General features: G+C 43.9%; 23 protein-coding genes, 2 tRNA genes and 1 pseudogene. 15 read left to right on the top strand and 11 right to left on the bottom strand.

All coding sequences use genetic code 11. The annotated features are described in order from the left end of the window. Positions 1 to 74 precede the first annotated feature (74 nt). The 3 genes from AC07M6_RS20130 to AC07M6_RS20120 all read left to right on the top strand — a co-directional run bounded on the left by AC07M6_RS20130 (position 75) and on the right by AC07M6_RS20120 (position 1,793). On the top strand, positions 75 to 608 hold the full coding sequence (locus AC07M6_RS20130) for a YceI family protein (RefSeq protein ID WP_494892556.1): 534 nt from the start codon (positions 75 to 77) through the stop codon (positions 606 to 608). Positions 609 to 729: 121 nt separating this feature from the next. Then, positions 730 to 1,350 carry an L-threonylcarbamoyladenylate synthase gene (locus AC07M6_RS20125; RefSeq protein ID WP_494892554.1) on the top strand — a complete coding sequence of 207 codons (621 nt, stop codon included), beginning with the start codon at positions 730 to 732 and terminating at the stop codon, positions 1,348 to 1,350. Between the two features lie 173 nt (positions 1,351 to 1,523). Continuing rightward, a complete protein-coding gene (locus tag AC07M6_RS20120; protein WP_494892552.1) occupies positions 1,524 to 1,793 on the top strand; it encodes a DUF4342 domain-containing protein in 270 nt (89 codons plus the stop codon). 202 nt (positions 1,794 to 1,995) lie between these two features. Here the strand turns inward: AC07M6_RS20120 and trpA are convergent, their stop codons facing one another. From trpA to trpD, 4 genes are all read right to left on the bottom strand, one after another. Further along, positions 1,996 to 2,766, bottom strand: a complete 771-nt coding sequence (gene trpA, locus AC07M6_RS20115) for a tryptophan synthase subunit alpha (protein WP_494892550.1) — start codon at positions 2,764 to 2,766, stop codon at positions 1,996 to 1,998. Positions 2,767 to 2,839: 73 nt separating this feature from the next. After that, on the bottom strand, positions 2,840 to 4,021 hold the full coding sequence (trpB, locus tag AC07M6_RS20110) for a tryptophan synthase subunit beta (RefSeq protein WP_494892548.1): 1,182 nt from the start codon (positions 4,019 to 4,021) through the stop codon (positions 2,840 to 2,842). A gap of 108 nt (positions 4,022 to 4,129) precedes the next feature. Beyond that, complete coding sequence (locus AC07M6_RS20105; protein ID WP_494892546.1) at positions 4,130 to 4,747, bottom strand: phosphoribosylanthranilate isomerase; 618 nt, start codon at positions 4,745 to 4,747, stop codon at positions 4,130 to 4,132. Then, positions 4,747 to 5,739 carry an anthranilate phosphoribosyltransferase gene (gene trpD / locus AC07M6_RS20100; RefSeq protein WP_494892544.1) on the bottom strand — a complete coding sequence of 331 codons (993 nt, stop codon included), beginning with the start codon at positions 5,737 to 5,739 and terminating at the stop codon, positions 4,747 to 4,749. The genes AC07M6_RS20105 and trpD overlap by 1 nt, the downstream gene beginning before the upstream one ends. 268 nt (positions 5,740 to 6,007) lie before the next feature. Between trpD and AC07M6_RS20095 the strand changes: the two genes are divergently transcribed. Next, positions 6,008 to 6,952, top strand: a complete 945-nt coding sequence (locus AC07M6_RS20095; RefSeq protein WP_494892542.1) for an ion channel — start codon at positions 6,008 to 6,010, stop codon at positions 6,950 to 6,952. Between the two features lie 118 nt (positions 6,953 to 7,070). On the opposite strand, the gene AC07M6_RS20090 is transcribed toward AC07M6_RS20095, so the two are convergent. The 3 genes from AC07M6_RS20090 to recR form a co-directional block, all read right to left on the bottom strand. After that, positions 7,071 to 7,886 carry an SDR family oxidoreductase gene (locus tag AC07M6_RS20090; protein ID WP_494892540.1) on the bottom strand — a complete coding sequence of 272 codons (816 nt, stop codon included), beginning with the start codon at positions 7,884 to 7,886 and terminating at the stop codon, positions 7,071 to 7,073. Beyond that, positions 7,870 to 8,706: a glycosyltransferase family 2 protein gene (locus tag AC07M6_RS20085; RefSeq protein WP_494892538.1), complete on the bottom strand. Its 837-nt coding sequence runs from the start codon at positions 8,704 to 8,706 to the stop codon at positions 7,870 to 7,872. Before AC07M6_RS20085 ends, AC07M6_RS20090 begins: the two co-directional genes overlap by 17 nt. A gap of 123 nt (positions 8,707 to 8,829) precedes the next feature. Further along, positions 8,830 to 9,447: a recombination mediator RecR gene (recR, locus tag AC07M6_RS20080; protein ID WP_494892536.1), complete on the bottom strand. Its 618-nt coding sequence runs from the start codon at positions 9,445 to 9,447 to the stop codon at positions 8,830 to 8,832. Between the two features lie 175 nt (positions 9,448 to 9,622). Here recR and AC07M6_RS20075 point away from each other — a divergent pair. From AC07M6_RS20075 to AC07M6_RS20045, 7 genes and pseudogenes are all read left to right on the top strand, one after another. Then, positions 9,623 to 9,975, top strand: a pseudogene (locus AC07M6_RS20075) (four helix bundle protein). Positions 9,976 to 10,076: 101 nt separating this feature from the next. Then, the gene (locus tag AC07M6_RS20070; RefSeq protein WP_494892534.1) at positions 10,077 to 11,564 is read left to right on the top strand and encodes a sodium:solute symporter; all 1,488 of its coding nucleotides are present in this window, start codon (positions 10,077 to 10,079) and stop codon (positions 11,562 to 11,564) included. Positions 11,565 to 11,690: 126 nt separating this feature from the next. After that, on the top strand, positions 11,691 to 12,398 hold the full coding sequence (locus AC07M6_RS20065; protein WP_494892532.1) for an LOG family protein: 708 nt from the start codon (positions 11,691 to 11,693) through the stop codon (positions 12,396 to 12,398). A gap of 227 nt (positions 12,399 to 12,625) precedes the next feature. Beyond that, positions 12,626 to 13,864 (top strand): TCR/Tet family MFS transporter, encoded by a 1,239-nt coding sequence (locus tag AC07M6_RS20060; protein WP_494892530.1) that lies wholly within the window; start codon positions 12,626 to 12,628, stop codon positions 13,862 to 13,864. Positions 13,865 to 13,872: 8 nt separating this feature from the next. Further along, entirely contained in the window at positions 13,873 to 15,117 is a 1,245-nt protein-coding gene (locus tag AC07M6_RS20055; protein ID WP_494892528.1) for a TCR/Tet family MFS transporter, read from the top strand. A gap of 58 nt (positions 15,118 to 15,175) precedes the next feature. Beyond that, the gene (locus AC07M6_RS20050; protein ID WP_494892526.1) at positions 15,176 to 15,604 is read left to right on the top strand and encodes a helix-turn-helix domain-containing protein; all 429 of its coding nucleotides are present in this window, start codon (positions 15,176 to 15,178) and stop codon (positions 15,602 to 15,604) included. Between the two features lie 429 nt (positions 15,605 to 16,033). After that, positions 16,034 to 16,555 carry a DUF4199 domain-containing protein gene (locus AC07M6_RS20045; RefSeq protein WP_494892525.1) on the top strand — a complete coding sequence of 174 codons (522 nt, stop codon included), beginning with the start codon at positions 16,034 to 16,036 and terminating at the stop codon, positions 16,553 to 16,555. Between the two features lie 71 nt (positions 16,556 to 16,626). Here the strand turns inward: AC07M6_RS20045 and AC07M6_RS20040 are convergent, their stop codons facing one another. Together AC07M6_RS20040 and AC07M6_RS20035 are read right to left on the bottom strand one after the other, a co-directional pair. Further along, entirely contained in the window at positions 16,627 to 17,226 is a 600-nt protein-coding gene (locus AC07M6_RS20040) for a DUF502 domain-containing protein (RefSeq protein ID WP_494892524.1), read from the bottom strand. 14 nt (positions 17,227 to 17,240) lie between these two features. Then, positions 17,241 to 19,703, bottom strand: coding sequence for a bifunctional UDP-N-acetylmuramoyl-tripeptide:D-alanyl-D-alanine ligase/alanine racemase (locus tag AC07M6_RS20035; RefSeq protein WP_494892522.1), 2,463 nt, complete (start codon positions 19,701 to 19,703; stop codon positions 17,241 to 17,243). A gap of 57 nt (positions 19,704 to 19,760) precedes the next feature. Here AC07M6_RS20035 and AC07M6_RS20030 point away from each other — a divergent pair, with 57 nt between their 5' ends. From AC07M6_RS20030 to AC07M6_RS20020, 3 genes are all read left to right on the top strand, one after another. After that, on the top strand, positions 19,761 to 20,243 hold the full coding sequence (locus AC07M6_RS20030; RefSeq protein WP_494892521.1) for a regulatory protein RecX: 483 nt from the start codon (positions 19,761 to 19,763) through the stop codon (positions 20,241 to 20,243). Positions 20,244 to 20,359: 116 nt separating this feature from the next. Continuing rightward, positions 20,360 to 20,435, top strand: a tRNA-Gly gene (locus tag AC07M6_RS20025). An 81-nt stretch (positions 20,436 to 20,516) separates the two neighbouring features. Continuing rightward, positions 20,517 to 20,601 (top strand) — tRNA-Leu (locus AC07M6_RS20020). Positions 20,602 to 20,710: 109 nt separating this feature from the next. On the opposite strand, the gene AC07M6_RS20015 is transcribed toward AC07M6_RS20020, so the two are convergent. Next, the gene (locus AC07M6_RS20015; RefSeq protein ID WP_494892519.1) at positions 20,711 to 22,459 is read right to left on the bottom strand and encodes a PAS domain-containing protein; all 1,749 of its coding nucleotides are present in this window, start codon (positions 22,457 to 22,459) and stop codon (positions 20,711 to 20,713) included. 462 nt (positions 22,460 to 22,921) lie between these two features. On the opposite strand from AC07M6_RS20015, the gene AC07M6_RS20010 reads away from it, so the two are divergent. Then, positions 22,922 to 23,128, top strand: a complete 207-nt coding sequence (locus tag AC07M6_RS20010) for a GIY-YIG nuclease family protein (protein WP_494892592.1) — start codon at positions 22,922 to 22,924, stop codon at positions 23,126 to 23,128. A gap of 133 nt (positions 23,129 to 23,261) precedes the next feature. Here AC07M6_RS20010 and AC07M6_RS20005 read toward each other — a convergent pair whose 3' ends face one another. Then, a complete protein-coding gene (locus AC07M6_RS20005; RefSeq protein WP_494892517.1) occupies positions 23,262 to 23,984 on the bottom strand; it encodes a hypothetical protein in 723 nt (240 codons plus the stop codon). Positions 23,985 to 24,638: the final 654 nt, after the last annotated feature.

Here is a 24,638-nt window from a genome sequence, read left to right as displayed (position 1 = left end):
ACAAATAGATGTTTAAACACATATTTGTATTTATCTTTGTTTCAACATTTTAAAACAACACAATTTTTAATATCATGGCAACATTAACCAAATGGGTTTTAGACCCAATGCACTCAGAAGTACAGTTTAAAGTAAAACACTTAGTTATATCTACCGTAACCGGCTTTTTCAAAAGCTTTGAAGGCAGCCTGGAAACAGAAAACGAAGATTTTACCGGCGCTGATATCACCTTTAGCTTAGATGTAAATAGCATTGATACCAACCAGGACCAACGCGACGGGCACCTGAAATCGGCAGAATTTTTTGACGCGGAGAAATATCCGAAGATCACTTTCAAATCAACTTCTTTTACCAAAGATGGCGATGACTATACCCTGGCAGGCAACCTGACCATTAAAGACATAACTAAACCGGTAAAACTTAATGTTGAGCATGGCGGTACCGCTGGCGACTTTTATGGCAACACCAAAGCCGGTTTCGAAATCACCGGCAAGATCAACCGTAAAGAGTTTGGCCTTACCTGGGATGGCGTTACCGAAGCTGGCTCTATCGTTGTTGGCGAAGACATTAAGTTGATCATCAACGTTCAGTTTGCTAAACAAGCGTAAGTAGAGATTAGTGACTGGAGATTAGTTAATTAGTTTCGGTCATATAATTATATAAGGTCATCCATTAAAACGGATGACCTTTCTTTTTTAAACCTTTTATTGGTTTATTTGCTATTACATTATGCTCATCAAGATCTACCCCGAAAACCCGAACGAGAAAACCATACAACAGGTAGTGGATGTGCTGCGTAAAGGCGGCCTGATCATTTACCCTACCGATACGGTTTACGGCTTAGGTTGTGATATTACCAATCACCGGGCTATCGAGGCTATTTGCCGCATCAGGCGTATTAAGCCTGAGAAGGCCAACTTCAGTTTTGTATGCTACGATTTGAGCCATATATCCGATTATATTAAACCCATAGATAACACCACTTACCGGGTGTTGAAAAAGGCCCTCCCCGGCCCTTTTACCTTTATATTTAATGCCAGCGGCAATGTGCCCAAACTGTTAAGCTCCAACAAAAAAACGGTGGGTATCCGCGTACCCGATAATAATATTGCCCGCTGTATCGTCAAAGAACTGGGGAACCCTATCCTGTCTACCTCTATTAAAGATGATGACGAGATCATGGAATACTCCACCGACCCCGAACTGATCTATGAGAAGTACCAGGAACAGGTAGATCTGGTAATTGATGGCGGCTACGGTGGTAACGTGGCATCAACCGTGGTTGACTGTACCAACGGCGAGTTTGAGGTGATACGTGAAGGCAAGGGCGAGTTGGAACTGTATTTATAAATATAATATGTCATGCTGAACTTGTTTCAGCCCCCCACTTGCAAGGGTATACTATGCAAACCTACTCTTATGATGGGGTACCGAAACAAGTTCGGCATGACTTTCTTTTAATCTGTAACAATTCCGGTTAGCAGGCATCAAAATGAAAATGCACACCTTTAAAAACTAAAACCATGCCTGTTAAAGAATCATTTACCATCAGTGGCGAATCGCTGATGAAAAAAATAAAAGAGATCATTGCCGAAGGTAATGCCACCAAGATCACCATTAGTGATAGTACAGGGAAAGAATTAATCAGCTTCCCGCTTAGCTATGGTTTTGTAGGTGTGTTGTTAGCCCCGGTGATGGCTGCCGTAGGTGCTATGGCCGCATTATTAACTGAATGTACCATTACCGTAGAGAGGCCCGATAACGCAGAGCCGGAAGTAAAAAGCGAGGATTAATACTAAATTTCGTCAAAAAGGTGATGCTATCCGTCGGATAGCATCACCTTTTTGTTTTTGTCTCCGCAGGGCCTCTCGAAGAGAACAGAAGATCCACTCTGTCATTGCGAGGTACGAAGCAATCGCGAACTATACAAATCTGCTCTTTGGGTGTGCGATTGCTTCGTACCTCGCAATGACAAATTGGTTAAAGACTTGTTTATTACCTGATCATCTTCACAAACTCCCCTATCCCTTCCAAATAATCCGGTCTTGATCCTAAATACTTCACAAATGCGCTGCCTACAATAGCGCCGGTAGCATATTCAGTCGCCTTTTTATAGGCCGCATTGCCGGAAATTCCGAAACCGATGATCAGTGGATTTTTCAACTCCATGGCTTTAATGCGTTTGTAATAATCTTCAATGGCATCAGATACGTCCAGTTTACCACCGGTAATGGATGACGATGATAACAGGTAGATAAAGCTATTGCTCAACTCGTCAATTTTACGAATGCGCGCCTCGGCGGTTTGCGGGGTAACCAGGAAGATGTTGCTTAAACCGTATTTGGCGAAGGTATCTTTGTACATATTCTCGTACTCGTACATCGGCAGGTCGGGGACAATAAGGCCGTCTACACCAACTTCGGCCGCTGTTTTGCAGAAACGCTCGACACCATACTGGATCATGGGGTTGCAATAACCCATCAGCAAAATGGGGATGCTTACTTTGCTGCGCAGATTCTTTAACTGCTCAAAAAGCACATTCAGGTTCATGCCGTTATCCAGCGCTTTTTGCGAGCTTTCCTGTATAGTTGGGCCATCGGCCACCGGGTCTGAATACGGGAAACCGATCTCTAAAAAATCGGCGCCGGCTTTTTCCAAAGCTTCAGCAATGGCTACAGTATTACCTAAATCGGGATAACCGGCGGTAAAATAGATAGATAAGATATCGTTTTTCTTTTCAGAAAAGAGCTTGTTTAAGCGGTTCATTTTAAGTCTTAAGTTATAAGTAATGAGTCTTAAGTCTAAAAAGAAAGCTTTGGACTTTAGACTTTTGGCTTTCTTAGTAGCCGAAATATTTAATATAAGTATCCAAATCCTTATCTCCTCTGCCCGACAGGCAGATCACCACGTTATCATCTTTCTTAAACTGCATCTTCTCTAAATAGGCAAAAGCATGGGCGCTTTCAATAGCCGGGATAATGCCTTCCGTTTGTGATAACAACAAGCCTGCTTGTAAGGATTCCTCATCGGTAATGCTGACATATTGGGCCCGCTTTATTTTATACAAATGCGCGTGCTGCGGGCCAATACCGGGGTAATCCAGTCCGGCCGAAATGGAGTATGGTTCTACCACCTGCCCATCATCGGTTTGCATCAGAATGGTGCGGCTGCCATGCAGCACGCCCTCTTTACCCAAAAAGGTAGTAGCTGCCGAGTGACCACTATCTACACCTTTGCCGGCAGCCTCAACGGCTATCAGCTTCACGCTTTCATCATCCAAAAAATGATAGAACATCCCCATGGCGTTGCTGCCACCACCTACACAGGCCAGTACGTAATCGGGCAGGTCCTTACCGGTTTGCTCCAGCAATTGCTTTTTAGTTTCCAATGAAATAATAGACTGAAACTGGGCCACCATTTCGGGATAAGGATAAGGCCCAACTACCGAACCAATGATGTAATGCGTATCCACCGGGTTATTTATCCAGTCGCGCATGGCTTCGTTAGTGGCATCTTTCAGCGTTTTACTGCCAGATGTAGCGGGGACAACCGTAGCGCCCAGCATTTTCATACGGGCCACGTTAGGCGCCTGGCGCTCCATGTCAATCTCGCCCATATACACCACGCATTCAATCCCTTTTAAAGCACAAACAGTAGCTGTAGCTACACCATGCTGCCCGGCACCGGTTTCGGCAATGATCCTTTTTTTGCCCAGGCGCTCGGCTAATAAGATCTGCCCGATGGCATTATTAATCTTATGCGATCCGGTATGGTTCAAGTCCTCCCGTTTCAGGAAGATGTTAGCGCCATACCTTTCAGAGTATCTTTTAGCGTGATACAAAGGCGATGGGCGGCCTACATAATCTTTCAGCAGTTGGTTAAACTCGGCTTTAAAGCTCTCGCTATTAATAACCGACAGGTATTGCTGCCTCAGTTCCTCTACATTAGGGTAAAGCATTTCGGGGATATATGCCCCGCCAAAGTCGCCGTAATAGCCTTGTTCGTTAACTCCGTATTTCATATTTCTTTTTCAAATTATACAGGGGTGTCATGGTGAGCTTGTCGAACCATGGTGGGCAAGCCTGCGCACGCACCCTTCGACAGGCTCAGGGTGACACCCTGCCCTTCTCTATTTATTAAGCATGGCAAACGCCTGTTTCAATTTATCTATATCCTTCATTCCCGGTGCCGTTTCAAAGCGGCTGTTCAGGTCAACACCATAAAAGGCGGGATGTTTAATGTTTTTTACTTCGGCCAGGTTTTCCAGACTCAGGCCCCCGCTTAAAAAGAACGGCACGTCCAGTTGATACTCGTTCAGCACATCCCAGTTAAATACCCTGCCCGATCCGCCATGCTTTTCTGTCTTGGTATCAAACAAAAAGTAATCAACTTTGCCTGCATAAGCCTGCAATTGCCCGAAATCAAATTGCTCATCAATACCAAAAGCTTTCAGCACCTGCACCTCCTGCTTTAACTCCGCGCAGGTTTCGGGGCTTTCCTGCCCGTGCAATTGTACCGCGTTAAAATCAAACTCGTGGATCAACGCGTTGATGATATCTACGTTTTCGTTTACAAAAACGGCGGTTTTTATGATGCCGGCTGGCAAATTTGCCAGCACATCCTTTGGCAGGCGATACACGTATCGCGGCGATTGCGTATACCAGATAAAACCCATATAATCCGGCTTTAACGCTGCCACTGCTTCAATATTCCCCGCCTCGCGCAAACCGCAAACTTTTATTTTCATTAGTTCCTGCTAATCAAATTTTCAAAACTGGATAATGCTTTTTTGCTAAGTAATGATTCCTCGGCATCGTAAAAGCAATCGGCAAATGTTTTTTGGGGCTTAATGGTACGGATAGCCAGCGCCGCGTTGCACAACACCACATTGTTTTGCGCAGCTGTGCCTTCCCCTCTCAATACATCGCTAAATATCTTTGCCGAGTCGCTTACACTATGTCCCCCTACTATTTCCGCCGGATCCAGTTTTTCAAAACCAAGGGACTCTATCGTATTGATCTTTTCGCCATCGGTACTAAAGGTTTTAAAATCGCAGGTAAGCGATACTTCATCGTAGCCATCCAGCGCATTCAGGATCGTATATTTTACATCCGATTTTTGGTACAGATAAGCATATAAGCGGGCCAGTTCTAAGTTATAAACACCGGCCAACTGGTTACCGGGCCTTGCTGGGTTTACCAGCGGACCAAGCATGTTAAAAAACGTTTTCACCCCTAATTCCCTGCGGATAGGCGCTACCGTTTTCATAGCCGGGTGGAACAGCGGCGCGTGCAGGAAACAGATGTTGGCTTCGTCGATATTGCGGCGCAGCACATCAGTATCGTTAGTGAACTGGTAACCTAAAAACTCCATCACGTTTGATGATCCGCAACCGGATGACACGCCATAGTTGCCGTGCTTAGCCACTTTATACCCCGCGCCAGCCACCACAAACGATGCCAGGGTAGAGATATTGAACGTATCTTTACCATCGCCGCCGGTACCGCACAGGTCTATCACCTCATCAGCATCCAGCTTAACGGGCAGGCACAAGTCCAGCATCGCATCGCGGAAGCCCTCCAACTCGTCTACGGTAATACTGCGCATGCAATAGGCCGTCATAAAAGCCGCCATTTGCGAGTTGTTGTATTTACCCAGCGCGATATTGGTCAGTACCTCCTTCGATTGCTCGTGACTGAATGTTTTGTGTTCGAATAAGTGATTTAATATGCTTTTCATATAGCCCCCTACCCCCCTAAAGGGGGAATTTTTATACTTTAATTTTTACTTTGCTCCCTCATACTCCCCCTTTAGGGGGCCGGGGGGCCAATAAAAAAGGGTTACCGTATTGGCAACCCTCATATAGCTATAGCAACAAACATGGGAATGCCTTACGATCTCTCGTTAAGCCACCACCAATTGTTGTTTAATATTTGCATTTCTTTATTGTGCAGCAAATATGTAAATTGTTTTTACTAAAAGCAAGCGGATTATATAAATTTACAGCATGCCAATAACTCAACGCAGAAAAGTTAACCCCGAAGATGATCTGGGCTTCGGCTCACAGCCGGTGATGAAAAGCCAGCCACTGCTTAACCGCGATGGATCGGTTAATGTGCGGCGCAGGGGGACTTCATTTTTTAATACTGCCGATAATTACCACAACCTCATCAGCATGGGCTGGGGTAAATTCTGGCTGATTGTACTATCGGGGTATTTGGTTGTAAATATCATTTTCGCCTGTATTTATGTAGCTATTGGCGCCGACGGCCTTTATGGTACCGATGGAAATACCGAAATAGACCATTTTTTTAACGCCTTCTTTTTCTCGGCGCAAACCATGTCGACGGTTGGATATGGGCATATCAGTCCACGGGGAATGGTGGCCAACAGTGTTGCCGCGCTCGAATCGATGCTGGGCTTACTGGCCTTTGCTTTGGCTACCGGCTTGTTATACGGGCGTTTCTCCAGGCCATCAGCTAAGATCCGCTATAGCAAAAACTTACTGGTAGCGCCTTACCAGGATGGTAAAGGTTTAATGTTTCGCCTGGCTAACGTGCGAAAAAATATACTGATTGATTTAAGTGTAGAGGTGGTATTTTCCTACAACGAACAAGTGGATGGCAAACCTGTCCGCCGCTTTTTTCAGCTGGAGCTGGAACGCAGGCGGGTAAGTATCCTCACCATCAGCTGGACTATCGTGCATCCGCTGGATGATAATAGCCCGCTTAAAGAAATGACGCCTGAAGAATTAAAAAGGACCGAGGCCAGTTTCAGCATCCTTTTAAAAGCTTTTGACGATACTTTTTCGCAAACCGTGCATTCCCGCGCTGCTTATTATTCAAGTGATATGGTTTGGGATGCCAAATTTAAACCCACTTTTGACAGGGATGATGACGGTACAATTGTGCTGGATCTATCGAGGTTGCATCAGTATACGCCGGTGGAGTAGCCTTTCAGTTGTCATTTCGAACGTAGAGAGAAATCTTCTACATGCAGACAGTCGGCTCGTAGAAGATTTCTCCTCGTACCTCGTTCGAAATGACAAACTTTTAGGGGTTTAGAAGAGATTATTTCAGCAAAGGATCTTTTTCCTTCGCAAAAACATTGTACACCAGTTTATCTAAAATACCGGGTATAAATTTGCTTAAGGCCACGGTAAGTTTCCCCTGACCTGTCATCACAAGCGTACGTGCCCGGCTCTCTACCCCGTTTGCAATTAAACGGGCCACCTCGTCGGATGTCATCATCTTTTGCTCATCCAGGCTACTTTCACCTTGCTGGCTGCCATCTTTGGCTAAAGCCGTGTTGCGGATATTGGACGCGGTAAAACCCGGACAGGCAGTCATTACATGTACGCCGGTTTTTAAATTCTCCACACGCAACGCGTCAAGGAAACCGTTCATGGCAAATTTTGATGCCGAATAACCCGTGCGCCCCGGCAGGCCTTTGTATCCCGCTATAGATGATACCCCTACTACGCTGCCCCGGGTTTTCAATATTTCGGGCAGGGCGTATTTGGTGCAGTATACCGTTCCCCAAAAGTTGATATCCATCAGGGTTTTCAAAACATCCAGGTTTACATCATTAAATAAGGCGCGCATAGAAATACCCGCGTTATTGATCAGGATATCGATACGGTCAAAAGTGGCCATGGCTTGCTGGATGAGATGGGCACAATCGCCCTCAACACTTACATCGCATTTAACCGCTACCGCTTTAATGGGGTATTGCTTTTGCAGATCATCGCAAACCTCGGCTAACACATCATATTGCCTTGCGCCCAAAACAAGGTTAGCGCCGCGGCGGGCAAATTCATAAGCAAGTGATTTACCAATGCCTGATGAAGCACCGGTGATGATTACAGTTTTATCTTTCAACTTCATAGGAAGGCGAGAATATTGCCCCCATGGTTTTTAATTGCAGACGAGGCATTTTAAACAAGTATTTGCCTGCGAAGATAAACATAGCGCCGTAAAAATACCTGATATAAGCCCAGCTATATTTGTGTATGCTTTGCTGTTTAAAGTGAATGATATATGTTTTTGGGAAGTAATAATTTTTAAAGCCTGCCTGTCTGATCCGGTACGACAGGTCGATATCCTCGCCATACATAAAAAAGCGCTCGTCAAGTAAACCGGTACGCTCAACTACCGATTTGCGTAACAGCATAAAAGTGGCGCTTAAAACATCCACCTCGGCAGTCTCAAACTCCTCTACCCAATATTTATGGTTACGATCATACAAACGCGATTTCGACAACATTTTTGATAAACCGGTCAGTTTAAAAAATGTGGCCCATTGCGAGGTTAGCCCGCGTTTAGATTCGGGCAGAAAATCACCCATCGGGTTAATCATGCGTACGCTTACGCCACCGGCCACCGGATGCTTCTCCATAAACTCAATTGTTTTTTGGAGTGTATCTTTTTTAGTAATAGTGTCAGGATTAATGAGCAGTACGTACTCTCCCCCGGCCAGCACCAAAGCCTGATTATTAGCACGCGAGAAACCCATATTCTTACGGTTAGCTATCAGCTTTACCTGGGGAAATTCCCGCTCAACCATACTTACCGAATTATCTGAAGACGCGTTATCAACTACAAAAATCTCATATTCTATTTCGGCGCAAGCCCGTATAATGGTGTTTAACGCCTGACGCAACAGAACACAAACATTATAATTAACAACAATTACAGATAGCTTCATAGATAAGTAGATTTAACCTGATTACGTGCAGATATTAAAATATGTTACACTACTGATAAAAAATATACCAAAGGCTATGCCATAAAATATCACCAAACAAAAAACCGGGGAAATAATATTTCGTTATCGCGACAAAGAATTTTCGTAAGGGACACGGGTAGCGATAGAACGGCCAAGTGTGATCTCATCTACATACTCTAATTCGCCGCCAAAGGCAATACCGCGGGCAATGGTAGATATGGTAACAACAAAATCTTTAAGACGCTTATGGAGGTAAAAAATGGTGGTATCGCCTTCCATGGTAGCGCTTAGGGCAAAAATAACTTCTTTAACTTCGCCCGTTTTCATACGTTCTACTAACGAGTCAATGGCCAGATCAGCCGGACCGATACCATCCATCGGAGAGATCAGTCCACCCAATACATGGTACACACCATGATATTGATTGGTGTTTTCAATGGCCATTACATCGCGTGTATCCTCTACCACGCATACCAGGCTATGGTCGCGCTTGTGCGCCGCGCAAATTTCGCAAACCTTACTATCTGATATATTATGACAAACGCTGCAATGTTGTATCTCGTTGCGCAGCTTGGTCATGGCAGCGCTAAAGCGCTCCACATCGGCTTTGTCCTGGTTTAACAGGTGTAATACCAGGCGCAAAGCAGTTTTTTGCCCTACCCCAGGTAGTTTGGCAAATTCGGCCACGGCATTCTCTAACAGCTTCGATGAAAAATTCATTTAGCTGCGAAGATAGGGAGAAAGTATGAAAAGTCCGGAAGTCGGAAAGACCGAAAGTCCGAAAGATGAGAAATAGTCGGAAGTTCGAAGGATAGAAAAAGGGAAGCCTAATTAAATTATGATAAAACTATTAAATTGCAGCAATACATTTTTCACAAACCTTATCTAAATAAATATGGGCTTTAAATTTGAAAAGCTGAAAGTATGGCAAAAGGCAATAGACCTGTCAACTATAGAGCATGACTTGACAAGAACTTTTCCAAAGGAAGAGTTATTTATTCTTAGTGGGCAAATAAAACGTGCGGCTGATTCTGTTTCCTTAAACATTGCAGAAGGTTCAACCGGTCAATCTAATGCGGAGTTTAATAAGTTTTAGGTTATGTGCTACGATCAAATATCGAAGTAGTAGGTTGTTTATATTTGGCACAAAGACGGAACTTGATAGATGAACAAAGGTTCAAAAGCGTCTATTCACAATGTGAAGAAATATTAGTGATGATAAACGGTTTGCGTAAAACTTTAAACTAAATTTGAAACTTCCGGCTTTCCGCATTTGGAACTTCCGGACTAATAAACTAAATCTTTCGGACTTTCGGTCTTTCCGACTTCCGGACTAAATTAAAACACATATGTCACCAGGGATACTTCTGTCATTCATTATCGGTTACTTTTTGGTACTCATTGTTATTTCCTACCTCACATCGCGCAAAGCATCAGATAACGATACCTTTTTTGTGGCCAACCGCAACTCCAAATGGTATCTGGTAGCCTTTGGGATGATCGGTACGGCCTTGAGTGGTGTAACCTTTATATCCGTACCCGGTAAAGTAGGCGCCCCCAGCGGCGATCAGTTCGCTTATTTTCAGTTTATATTAGGGAACGCGGCCGGGTTTATCATCATTGCTACCGTACTGCTGCCCTTATATTACCGGCTAAAATTAACCTCCATTTATAGCTATATCGAAACCGCCCTTGGTACCTGGAGCTATAAAACCGCCGCGGCGATCTTTTTATTGAGCCGTACCATCGGTTCATCGTTCCGCTTATACCTGGTGGTTATTGTATTGCAGAAATTTATTTTTGATAGCTATGGCGTGCCTTTTTGGGTAACGGTGCTCATCTGTTTGGTGCTGATATGGTCGTACACTTTTAAGGGCGGATTAAAAACCATTATTATTACCGATAGCCTGCAAACTTTCTTTTTGGTTACGTCGGTATTCCTATCTATTTATTTTATATGCCGCAGTTTGGATATGAATATTTTCCAGGCTACCGAGGCTATTAAAAACAGCAGCTATTCTAAGATCTTCTTCTTTAACGATTTATTGAGCAGTAAACTGCATATTACCAAACAGTTTTTAGGCGGCTTGTTTATCACCATCGGTATGACCGGACTTGACCAGGACCTGATGCAGAAAAACCTGAGCTTGAAAAATATTAAAGAAGCGCAGAAAAACATGTTCAGCTTTATTGCCGTGTTTGTGGTGATCAATATCTTTTTCCTGAGTGTTGGCGCTTTGCTTTATATTTATGCTGCTAAATATGGCGTGGTGGTAGAAAAAACGGACTACCTGTACCCTACCATCGCCTTAAAATATCTGGGTGTACTGCCGGCTATTGTGTTTATGTTGGGCCTAACTGCCGCAACCTTTGCCACAACGGATTCGGCGCTTACAGCGCTTACTACCTCATTCTGTGTGGATTTTTTAGGTTTCCGAAAAAAGGCAGATATCAATAGCAAGGCTGCCATTACTACGCGCCATGGCGTACACGTTGCGTTTTCGGTGTTGATGCTGGTTACCATTGTGCTGTTTAATGCCGTAAATAATGATGCCGTAGTAGGCGCTATTTTTAAGGTTGCATCATATACCTATGGCCCATTGCTTGGCTTATATTCTTTCGGATTATTTGTAAGCAAGCGACAGGTTTATGATAAACTGACACCGTTCATCTGCGTGGTATCGCCGGCTGTATGCTACTTTTTAAGCATTCACTCTAAAACAATATTAGGCGGCTACGTATTTGATAACGAGCTGATCATTGTAAACGGGCTGATCACTTTCTTCGGGTTATGGATTTTTTCCTCGAAAAAGGCAGGCAAGTTGGCAACAGCATAATCTTAATATAATTAACAAACTTTAACTTACATTTGAACCCCTCCGGATTTTGGCTTACTTGATTCGGATTAACATTAATCTTCCGGACTTCCGGTCTTTTCGGACTTTCGGACTAACTAAAAAGCAATGACTGGAGACGATAAAATAAGACGCGCGTTTGAGAATAAGGACTGGCAGGAAATAAAAGTGTCCGACTCGTGGCAGATATTCAAGATCATGGCCGAGTTTGTAGACGGATTTGAGAAACTGGCTAAAATTGGCCCCTGTGTATCCATTTTTGGGTCGGCGCGTACGCATCATGATAATCCTTTTTACAAATTATCCGAAGAATGCGCAAGGTTACTTACCGAGCGTGGCTACGGTGTAATATCAGGCGGTGGCCCGGGTATTATGGAGGCCGCTAACAAGGGCGCTTACGAAGCCGGCGGTAAATCGGTAGGCTTAAATATCGAATTGCCATTTGAGCAATTCCACAACAAGTATATCGACAGGGATAAGTTGCTGGAGTTTGATTACTTTTTTGTGCGCAAGGTAATGTTTATGAAATACTCGCAGGGTTTCATTATCCTGCCGGGCGGCTTTGGTACGCTGGATGAATCGTTTGAGGCCATAACCCTGATACAAACCGGCAAGATTGCCCGTTTCCCTATCGTTTTTGTAGGGGTGGATTACTGGAAGGGTTTATTTGAATGGGTTGAAGAAAAGATGCTGAAAAGCGAGCACAATATCAGTCCAGATGATCTGAACCTGTTCCGCGTGGTAGACACGCCTGAAGAAGCAGTACAGCATATCTTCCGTTTCTACGAGAAGTATGTACTGAAACCGAATTTCTAATTGGGTCATTGGGTCATTGGGTCATTGGGTCATTGGGTCATTGGGTCATTGGGTCATTGGGTCATTGGGTCAAAATGCCTGCGGCATTTTTTAGACCAACTATTTAATGACTCAATGACAGCGCAGCGTAATGACACAATGACGCGTAGCATAATGACAGCGCAGCGTAATGACCCAATGACGCGAAGCATAATGAATTTTTTAATTTAAATACCTATTTTGCGGCTATGGATCAACCTGCCAAACCCAAGCGGCAAGCCGCCCTTGGTTTCATCTTTGCAACGCTTTTAATTGATGTGATGGGCTTAGCCATCATTATACCTGTTGTACCCCAATTAATAGAACATTTAATACATGGCAATATCAGTCAGGCCGCCAGTTACTCGGGCTGGCTGGCGGTAGCTTATGCGGGTATGCAGTTTTTGTTTTCGCCGCTGGTAGGTAACCTGAGTGATAAATACGGGCGCAGGCCGGTATTGCTATGCTCGCTGTTAGGCTTTAGTATCGATTATTTGTTCCTGGCCTTTGCACCAACTATATGGTGGCTGTTTATTGGCCGTATTATAGCAGGTATTACCGGGGCAAGTTTCACCACAGCATCCGCTTATATTGCCGATGTTAGTCCGCCCGAAAAGCGGGCTGCCAACTTTGGTTTAATAGGCGTGGCCTTTGGTTTGGGCTTTATTATCGGCCCTGCTATTGGCGGTGTTTTGGGTAAAATAAATATCCAGTATCCATTTTTAGCAGCGGCCGGCTTGGCGTTACTAAATGCTATATACGGTTATTTCATCCTGCCCGAATCGTTAGATAAAGCGCATCGTCGCCCGCTGGACTGGAAAAGAGCAAATCCTTTAGGCTCGTTAGTCCAGCTAAGCAAATACCCCAGCGTAATTGGATTAGCCGTTTCGTTATTCCTGGTATATTTTGCCGCGCAGGCCGTACAAAGTGTCTGGTCGTTTTACACCATTCAAAAATTCCATTGGGATCCGGCTATGGTTGGTTATTCTTTAGGTTTTGTTGGTTTAATGATTGCCGTGGTACAAGGTGGCCTGATCCGTATTATACTACCCAAACTGGGCGAGGAACGCAGCATTTGGGTTGGTTTGCTATTATATAGCGGTGGCTTACTATTGTTTGCCTTTGCTACAAAAGGCTGGATGATGTTTGCGTTTTTGATACCTTATTGCCTGGGCGGTATTGCCGGGCCCGCATTGCAAGGGTACATGAGCAATAACGTACCCGCTAACGAACAAGGCGAACTGCAAGGCGGCCTAACCAGTTTAATGAGCCTTAGCGCTATATTTGGCCCGCTGGTAATGACCTCATCCTTCTACTATTTTACCCGGTCCGGTTCAGCTTTTCAGTTCCCCGGCGCGCCATATATATTGGGGGCAATACTGATGCTTTTAAGCGCTTTACTGGCAATCCGCAGTTTTAAGAAACAAGTTAAGGCTAAAGAGGTTTAAACATCTGTATGCAGGCAGCAGTTCAACCAATACTACCACCCGTTAACGGAAAAAAAGCACTCGGCTTTATTTTTGTCACCATATTTATTGATGTATTGGGTTTAGGTATTATTATACCTGTTATTCCTAAACTATTGGAGCAATTAGGGCACGTAGATAATTCGGCCGCGTCCGAGATCAACGGCTGGTTAACCTTTACCTACGCCTTGATGCAGGTACTCTTCTCGCCTATTATGGGTAACCTGAGCGACCGTTTTGGCCGGCGCCCTATCCTGCTTATCTCGCTGTTTGGCTTTAGTATCGATTATATTTTTATGGCCTTCGCGCCAACCGTTTTCTGGCTGTTTGTCGGGCGCATTATTGCGGGCATTACCGGCGCCACCATGGCAACCGCTACAGCTTATATTGCCGATATTAGTACCGGCGATAAACGCGCGTCGAACTTTGGCATTGTTGGCGCGGCATCGGGCCTGGGCTTTATCATCGGCATTTCGGCCGGGGCATTCCTGGGCGATATCAACATCAAGTTTCCGTTTATGGCGGCGGCGGCGGCGGCCTTGTTTAATGCCCTATACGGCTATTTTGTTTTGCCCGAATCGTTAGATAAAGCTCACCGTCGCGAGTTTAGCTGGAAGCGCGCCAACCCCATAGGCTCGTTTATGCAGTTAGGCAAGTACAAAGCCTTAGCCGGCCTGGCTATAGCCTTTACACTGGTTTATATAGCGCAAAAAGCGGTCGAATACCAGCTATCCTTTTACGTGTACGAAAAGTTTGAATGGAGCATGACCAGCGTAGGTATCCTCGGTATCTTCATCGGCACGCTACTTATTGGGATACAAGGCTGGTTGATCCGCTACCTTATCCCTAAATGGGGCTTAAAAAAGAACATCATTATCGGTTTAATAGCTTATGGCGTTGGCCTTACACTTATCGCTTTTGCCAGCAAGGGCTGGCTGGTGTATGTATTTATGGTACCCTATTGCTTTGGCGGCATCTCCGGCCCGGCACTACAGGGCTTAATTACCAGCAAATTCCCGGCTAACGAACAGGGCGAATTACAGGGCGGCCTCTCCCTCTTATCCAGTATCAGCTTAATTATTGGCCCCCTGGTAATGGGTTATAGCTTTAAATTTTTTGCCCATAAGGATTCCAACATTTATTTCCCCGGTGCGCCGTATATACTGGGCGCCCTGCTCATGCTGATTAGTGTGATATTGGTGATCAGAAGTTTGAAAAAAGAGGTAAATTTATGAGTTAGTGATGAGTGAGTGGTTGATTAGTGATTAGTTAACTTTCCGGCTTACAGTTTAAATGAAACAAGTTATTATCGCTTTCGGTTTGTTGATCACGGCTTTGCTGGTACTGTTCCGCATAGCCAGTATCTATAATTTAGATGGCCATAGTGATCATAATATTACCTGGATAGCGGGTTTTAGTATCTTGTTCCTGGTACTTGGCATCATCCTCAGCAAAAAGCTATTCCATAAAACCATTATTGTTACCGAACAAAAACCGGGTGTAATTAACGATGAGAAATTATTAGAGACGGGCTTAAGCAAACGCGAGGCCGAAATTATGTTACTGATACACGAAGGCCTATCCAACCAGCAGATAGCCGATAAACTGTTCATCTCCGAAAACACGGTAAAAAAGCATATCTCTAACATCTTTCTGAAACTGAATGTGGAGCGGCGGACCGAGGCGATTAAGCGGGCTAAGGAATTGTCGGTAATTTGTTAATTAAACATATTGAGCGCAAGACGTCATGGTGAGCTTGTCGAACCATGGTGGGTGGGCCTGCGCACGCACCCTTCGACAAGCTACCCAAGACATGTTATTTAACCGTGTTGTCATTTCGAACGAACCTGCGGGGATAGGTTGGGAGTGAGGAGAAATCTTATACGATTTACCTATCGCACGTATAAGATTTCTCTCTCGCCCTCCCCCGCAATTCCTGCCCCGGCTCTTTCGAAATGACAACGTGATTTTAACGTCATACACACCCTTAGAGGCCACGGATTTCATAACTCAGGATGACAACCCCTCTTTCCCCATGCATTACGCTACAACTAAAGTTGTATTTCCGCATCTTTAGCTAAAATACCCCTTTTGTAGTACTGCAATTTGCAAAACTGCCCCTACCTTTAATCGAAAATCAAACCCACAATCATGAAAAAAATCATCTTACGTTACGGCGCTTACGCTGCGCTTTCTGAATTAATCATATTTATATTAATATGGGTAGTGATATGGCTATTTAACCCCAGTCATGTTGTACAAGGTTATATTGGCTGGGTTAACTTGCTGCTGCCGCTGGCATTTATCTATTTTGGGATCCGTTATTACCGCGATAAGGTTAACAATGGTCACATTACCTTTTTGCACGCTCTTAAAATGGGACTACTAATTTGCCTGATCCCGGCCTTTGCCTTCGCGTTGATAGAAACAGTATTTGTGATCTATATTGAACCCGACTTTTACGAGAAGATAGCTCAATACGATTTGGAACAATACCGAAAAGCACTATCGCCCGAGGCCTTTGCCCTTAAGGCCAAAGCCATGAAAGAGCAGTTGGTTTTATCAAACAACCCGTTCTTTAATTTCAGCATGATGGTGTTAAGCATAACCGCTTTAGGCGTTATCGCTACCCTGATATCATCATTGCTATTGTTTAAACGCAGGACTAATTAATGCTATAAGGAAGCTATTAAAAAAAACCACGGCAATGACCCAATGACAGCGAAGCGCAATGACTAATGAAATCAGTGTATCCCGCTTACCCCGCCCGATATTACAAACTTCATGGCATCGGCAGCTGTCATATCCAGGTGCTTGATCTTGCTGGCATCAACAATAACTACCTGACCGGCAAAGGAATAGGAATACGGGAAATAAACAGCCACCTGCCCGGGTAAATTGATGGTGCTGAGATCCTTTTGGGTAAGGAAACCAATTTTTTTCAACCCGAACTCGTTCACGTCAACCAGTACGGGTTCATTAAATTTTTTCTCGTCGCCAACAAAGGCTTCGGTTAAATCTTTAATAGAAAAATACAGGAATTTAAACAGCGGCAAACGGTTTAACCAGCGATAAAACCAGCGTTTTATAGGGTCGGTAATTACGCTGGTTACCAATACACCTGCAATTAAAATAAGGATGATCACGCTTAAAATCCCGGTACCGGGGATATAAGTAGGCTTGCCCGTTTTAGGGTTTACCCATAAAATATCGCTCAGGTTAAGCGCGCTGTCTACCGTGGCTACAGCCCAATAAATCAGCAGGCAGGCTGCGCCAAGGGGCACAACAACCAGCATGCCTTTAATGAAATACCGGAGTAAAGCGCGGGCAAATCTTTTGATCATTTAGCGGTGATAATTTATTCGTAAAAGTACACCCTTTTTACCCTTTGCGAAATATTAGTTAAAATTTCGTACGGGATGGTGCCTATCTGTTTGGCCAGTTCTTCAATACGCTGCTCTTCGTTAAAAACAATCACTTCATCACCTTCTTTTACCTCTACCCCGCTCACATCAATCATACACATATCCATGGCTATATTGCCTACGGTGGGCACCAGCATGCCTTTTACCAGCATTTTACCTACACCATTACCAAAGGCCCGCAGGTAGCCGTCGGCGTAACCTATACGTACGGTGGCAATACGGCCGTCCTTTTTCAGGCTTCCGTTCCGGTTGTATCCAACCGTTTCCCCGGCTTTTATTTTTTTCACCTGCGATATACTGGTCTTCAGCGTGGCAATGGGCTGCAGGGCGTTTAAATCGGTTACAGCGCTATCAATTCCATACAGGCCAATACCCAGGCGCACCATATCAAACTGCGCTACCTTCCAGCGGGTAATAGCCGATGAATTGCTAATGTGCTTAATTACCTGGTAACCCAGCGCCTGTTCTATCTGCTTAAAAGCTTTCTCAAACCGGCGGATCTGTTTCAGGGTAAAAGCATCGTGCTGTTCGGCATCGCTGGCTACCAGGTGCGAAAAAACCGAGTTTACACGGATATAAGGGTTCTCTTCCAGCAGGTCGCACAGCGATTCTATCTCAAAGCCTTCAAAACCCAGCCGGTGCATCCCCGTATCAATTTTTAGGTGGACAGGATAATTCAATATATCGTTTGCCTGCAGGTAGTTCATTAACTCATCCAGTAAACCAAAGCTGTAAACTTCGGGCTGCAGCTTGTATTGGATCAGTTTATCAAAAGCCGTGATCTCGGGATTAAGCACCATTACCGGCAGATTGATCCCCGCCTGGCGCAGGGCCACGCCTTCGTCAATATAAGCCACGGCCAAATAATCAACCTTATGGTATTGCAGCAGGTTAGCTATCTCGAAAGTACCGCTCCCGTACGAGAAAGCCTTTACCATAGCCATAATTTTTACACCGGGATTTAGCTGCGATTTATAGTAGTTCAGGTTATTCAGTAAGGCGTTCAGGTTAATCTCCATCACCGTTTCGTGCGCCTTTTGCACCAACGCGCGACTGATGCGCTCAAACTCAAAATTGCGCGAGCCTTTCAGCAGGATGGTTTCATCCGTAAAGTTTAACCGGGGCAAATCAACCAGCAAATCAAAAGTATCTTTATAAAAATGTTTTTCGGTGATATTAAAATAATGCTGGTGCTGCTGTAAGGCCTGCCCTACCCCTATAAACCGGTCTATTTTATTTTGACCGAGCATCTCAGCCACCTGCCGGTACAAAGTATCCTGGCTTAAGCCCGATTGAAAAATATCCGACAGGATCAATGTTTTTTTAGGGTGCTGGTTCTGCTGATCCAAAAAGTTAAGCGCTATCTCCAGCGATTGGATATCTGAGTTGTAGGAATCATCTATTACCGAGCAATCGTTAATCCCATTTTTTAGTTCAAGCCGCATGCTCACGGGCGCAAGGCGTTCCATACGCTCGTCTATTATGGCAGGGTCATAGCCCAACGCCAGCATGGCAGCCCAGCAGGTGATAGCATTCTCTACCGATGCCTGGTCTAAAAACGGGATCAGGCACTCTATCTCCTTTTTATTGAAGATAGCCCGCATATAATAGTTTTTGGATATGGTAGTTTCGCTAAACACATACAAATCGGCCTGGTTAAACTGGCGGCTCCAGGTAAATTGCCCGATATCTTTAGAAACATCCTTTTTATAATCCAGCAGCAGATCGTAATTACCGATCAGCATTTTACTGTCCTTAAACAGCTTCAATTTTTCCAGCACCTTGGCCCGGCGGCTGCCAAAGCCTTCATCATGCGCCGAACCAATATGTGTGAGTATGCCTGCCGTTGGCTTAATAATGGCCTCCAGCTTGTTCATCTCGTTAACGGTAGAGATCCCGGCTTCAAATATGCCCAGGTCGTTATCAGGCGTAATATTCCATACCGAAAGCGGCACGCCAATTTGCGAGTTATAGCTTTTAGGCGACCGGACAATGGTATGCTCGGGCAGCATTAACTGGTACAGCCACTCCTTTACAATGGTTTTGCCGTTACTGCCGGTAATACCAATCACCTGCAAATTGTATTGCACACGGTGATGCGCGGCCAAGGCCTGCAAGGCGGCTAATACGTCGGGGACCATTAAATAGTTGGCGTTCAGTAAAGGCTCGACCGGCCGGGTGTTAACCACAAAGTTGCGGACGCCGGCCTCATAGGCTTCGGCAATAAACTCGTGCCCATCCCTGCGGTTGCTGAGCGCGAAAAACAGGGCTTCGGGCGCATTGGCTATGCGGCGGCTATCGGTCAGCAGTGTGCTAATGGGGGTATTGTTAACGATAATTACGCTGGCATTTAGTATTTGCCCGATAGTACTTGTAGTATAAACACTGTTAGCCATGTGCGAATTTGCTGATAATTTAACGCTAATAGAATAAATTTTAACAATTTTGGTTTGATGGAACCCATAAAAGCGCGCAAAATTACCGACGAGACCGTGGCACTTGCCAAAGCCGAACATTTTTGCGCCTACCAGGAACGCTCGCAACAGGAAGTGCGCGACAAATTATACGAATGGGGCTTGTGGACCGACGCGGTAGAAAACACCATTACCAAATTGATTGCTGCCAATTTTTTAAACGAAGAACGCTTTGCTTACGCCTACACCCGTGGCAAGTTTACCCAAAAAGGCTGGGGCAAAAACAAGATAAAACAGGGCTTGAAATTTAAAAAAGTATCGGATGTACTGATAAAAAAGGCGCTGAAACAGATAGACGGCGACGATTACCTGGCCATGCTGGAAACCATATTGCAGAAAAAAGCCGCCCTGCTGCACGAGAAGGACGAATACAAACGCCATTACAAGTTAAAACAGTACGCCCTGAGCCGCGGATATGAAAATGATCTGATCCCGGACGTTTTGAAAAACAGCGGGTTATAAAAAACTTTAAAATATTTGCAGAAATTACTTGCAGAGTATCCATTTCTGCCTATATTTGCACTCCACAAACGCAAGGGTAATCAGCGAATGAGAAACCAGCGTTTGAAACACAAAATGCGAAAGTAGCTCAGTTGGTAGAGCACGACCTTGCCAAGGTCGGGGTCGCGAGTTCGAATCTCGTCTTTCGCTCCAATCCCTTCCGTCAAAAAGAAGGGATTTATTTTTGAAAAGGTTATTATCTTCACAGATAACAGGCCCTGATCAAAATGCCATGCTCAGATGGTGGAACTGGTAGACACGCAGGACTTAAAATCCTGTTCCCGTTAAAGGAGTGCGGGTTCGATTCCCGCTCTGAGTACAAAGCCCGATACCGACGTATCGGGCTTTGTTGTTTTTGTATATTTAGCTATGTTCTATACCTACATTTTACAATCCACAAAAAGCGGCAGATATTATATCGGCCATTCCTATTCTCCCGGCCTAAATAAGGAATTGCGTTTATCAACCAGCGAAGAAAAATCAATATTTAGCGAATTAATTTGCCGTTTCTGTTCATAAACCTGGTTTAATTCGATCATAAACTTATCCATTTCCTTAGCGACCGGGTACAATTGTTGAACAAAGTGCATCAATTCTTCCTGATTAAGTTCGCCTTCGTTAATGACGGTGGTTATGCCCAACAAGGAAGAAACAGGCCTTCGCATAACGTGCGAAATATCGAACAATATCTGCTCCGCTGAAGCGATATAATCCACCAGGGCCGTAATGTCGCGGGTCGCTCCATACCAAATCACCTTACCCTGCTTGTTTTTTTCAGGAACAGCCTGCAACCAGCGCCACCGGATCATATCTTTGACCACGATACGGTATTGAAAGCTTATTGCCGCTTCTGACTGGTAGGCCTCCTTCAGCTTTTCATGGAAAAGGACCCGGTCGCTTTCATACCAAACTTCCAGTACTTTGTTCCCATCCCGAGAAATCTCCTCCAGATCAGTAGTATAATTGAAATCCTCCGTGCCGCGGTTAACAAAAAGAATGTTCGGCTTGCCGCTTTCTTCTATTTCAAACATATAGGTGTTACCAGGCACCTGGCTGGTGATCTTTTTGATCAATTGTTCGCTTTCTTTTATCTTCTCCTCGGCTTTAACTCGTTCCGAAATATCAGTGTGAGTACCCAAGCTGATATTGGTGATATTGCCATCCTTATCATGCAGTCTTCTGGCGCGTGACCAGATCCAAACCCAATCTCCGTTTTTATGCTGCATTCTAAAAAAACTTTCATATAACTCCGTTGTACCCTCTAATAAAAACTTATCAAAAATTTTTACTGCACGTTCGCGGTCGTCAGGGTGAAGGCGATCAACCCATGACATACCCTCTGTGTCCTCCCAAACACCGTCGGGTTTGTCAATACCAAGCATAGCGAAATACTGTGCGCTGTACCATACCTGGTGTGTATCAACATTATATTCCCACGCACCGGTATTTGAAACGGCAATGATAGACTTATAGCGTTCCTCGCTGGCCCGGAGTTGCTCCAGGGCTTCCTTCTTTCGTGTAATGTCACGATTTATGGACATATACTGATAGACCTTTCCTTCCTCATTCAAAAACGGAACAATGTTAGTATCCACCCAATAAAAGGAGCCATCTTTGGCCTTATTGCAAAATTCCCCTCTATAAAACTTTCCTTCCTGCATGGCTGTTACCAAGCCTGTGAAATACTCTGGCGGATGTTCACCCGACCACAGGATGCTATGTGGCTGGCCCAATAGTTCCTCAACGCTGAATTTACTGATCGTACAGAAATTCTCGTTCACGAAAGTAAAAAGGCCGTCTACATCAGCAATACTTACAATTGAAGAAATATCTAACGCATATTTATAATCTTTAAGCTCCTTTTCCCGCTCGCTAAGATTATAAACTGTCTTGTCTTTTATAATTTCAGCTTCCTTCCGTTTTATAATTTCTCTTTGTAAGGTTATTAAGCTGGTGCGCAGGTGATTGATTGCGTAATATTGCAATACCAGGATGGTACCAAAAGGGATAATAGCGCTAAACCAGCGACTGATAGGATCATGTATAACTGCAGGATGAGGCAAATGACCGTTTACTTCCAGGTAAGCCAGTCCGAAGTCTGCAGCGATGGTTAATAAGCCAATGGCAAGTCCGCCTCTCCGGCCCAGTAAAAATCCAGCGGTGAGTATAACACTCATTTGAGATAGAATGCCAGGCGCAAATATGCCCCCTGCGGAATAACAGGGAATGGTAATGTACAACCAAAGCATTATGGTAAGTGACCAGCTTGCCGTGTGGGTGCGCCGGAAATGGTTCAAGCTAAGATTAAAAGCGGCGATAAAAAATATAATACCCAATAGCAGCAGCCACCGGTACCACAAGTGCGGAAAATAAAACAGCTCGATAAAAAGGACGGTTGCCGTTGTCAATGACCAAACGATGGTCAAAGCATAGACCATATAACTCTGATAGTCTACCTCTTTGTCTGGCGCACGAAAGATGTTGTTCATAAAAGAGGCTTAAGATGAATATAGGCATCCGGAGTAAGTGGATCTTATCTTGCTTTCCGCTAATCTTTATATAAATATATTATAAGTCTGTTAAATAATAAAATTATAATCTGCTCTTATTAACTGGCAATTAAATTATTCACTTGAACAATACTACATCTTCATACATCAAACATTGCCGAACGATTAGAAAGGCACAATTCAGGCATGGTTAAAGCAACAAAGAATAAAGGTCCGTGGATAGTTAAATACCACGAATGTTATGACACTAAAGCCGAAGCCAACTCACGGGAACTTTATATAAAGTCGATGAAAAGCCGTGTATTTATTGACAAACTCATCAACAGTGTTTTATAATACGTGATAGGCACGTCCCGATTTAAATCGGGATTCCCGTTAAAGGAGTGCTCAAACAACACGATTGGGTAAAATTTCTAAGATTGCAAAGAGGTTGTATGAGAATGTTTTTTGATTTAATTGAAATATTGAGCTATATCAAATCCCAATTGTCACTTATTTCTATGGTTGATTTATCTATAGTATTTTCTATCTCTTTATTCTCCGAAGCCACATAAATTCTCCACGCAAATACATCAACTAAAAAGCAACTCTTCAAATCCAATTTAATACCCTTTTTTTCGAAAAATGTTCTTAATACAAAAAGTGCAGCCTTAGCTTCATTTTCTTTGAGTTTTTTCGTGGTAAAATTAAATTTCAAGAACCCAACTTGAGTGGCTCCCGCATCCTTAGATAACAACATGTCGGCCATTGCACCAATCCTTACCCCATTTTTTGTTATCGAATCTTTTCTGTGTGTCAAATTGCTATTTAATACGTATCTACTTAGTATTGGAGTCAAGAGTATTGACATTGCAACAATTGCATCCAATCCATTAGCAGAACGTACTCTGTTTTTATAAGGGTCTTTGTCAGTTGGAAAAGCCTTAGCCTCACTTCGGTAGATTATCGCCTGCTTTTTAAATTCCTCAAAATAAAATTCGTGCTCTTCAATATTTGCTGAGAAAATATCGCAAACAAGTTTTCTGGCCATCTCATAGAATCTTGGGACATAATCTCCTGGGTATTTACATCCTTTTAATATACTGGTTTTGCCATTTTCCGTAGCGACAGTATATTGTGAAAATCGTTTAAGAGAAAGCCTTGGATCTTTTACAACTTTCTTAATCTTTACTTCAACCTCGTCTTCTAACATAATATCTTTCTCTTTTATTCTAAGTTATCTATTTATCACCGTTTTACATTATTTAAAAATACTAAAAAAACTGGCATTGTTTATCAAAAAGTTTTGCACAATATGGTTAATTACTAACAATTTTGGCTCGATTCAAAAAGATGTAGTTAATTTTAGGGTGTTGAATCAATCAACTATTTCGCCTTTTGTCTCGTGTTGAAAAGGCAATAGCATAGCGGCGGAAGCCGAAACAAAATTAACACGTAAAAAGTCTATATAACCGCCAAAACAGTGTGAGCACTGATCCACCCATTATCAACTCACGACAAATGCAAGCGTAAACGATTATAACCGCGGGCCGGGGCAAAACGGGGATTGGCTACTGTCAACCGTCTTGGGAAAGTCCAAGTTCAGGGGTCCTGGTATATAGGCTAAACAGAAAAGTGCAGCTCCAATTTTCGCTAAATTTATTGGGGCAAAATTTTTGCCGTTTTTTGATTTTTGAACAAAATTCACACATTTTTTGCTTTTGCTACACTTTCGCTGTTGGAATCTCTGCGAATCAGCCTGCTTACCCTCTTGCGCTTACTATTAAGTAAAAGAGACAAAAGCTACTTGCAGGGATAAAGGCGGGGTATGTTCTGTCCATCTTACTTTAAGTGTTTAAGAAATCCC

The sequence above is a fragment of the Mucilaginibacter sp. GW821-FHT07H05 genome (assembly GCF_059418485.1).
The sequence above is the reverse complement of the archived record's forward strand: the minus strand, read 5'-3'. Positions and strand labels throughout refer to the sequence as shown.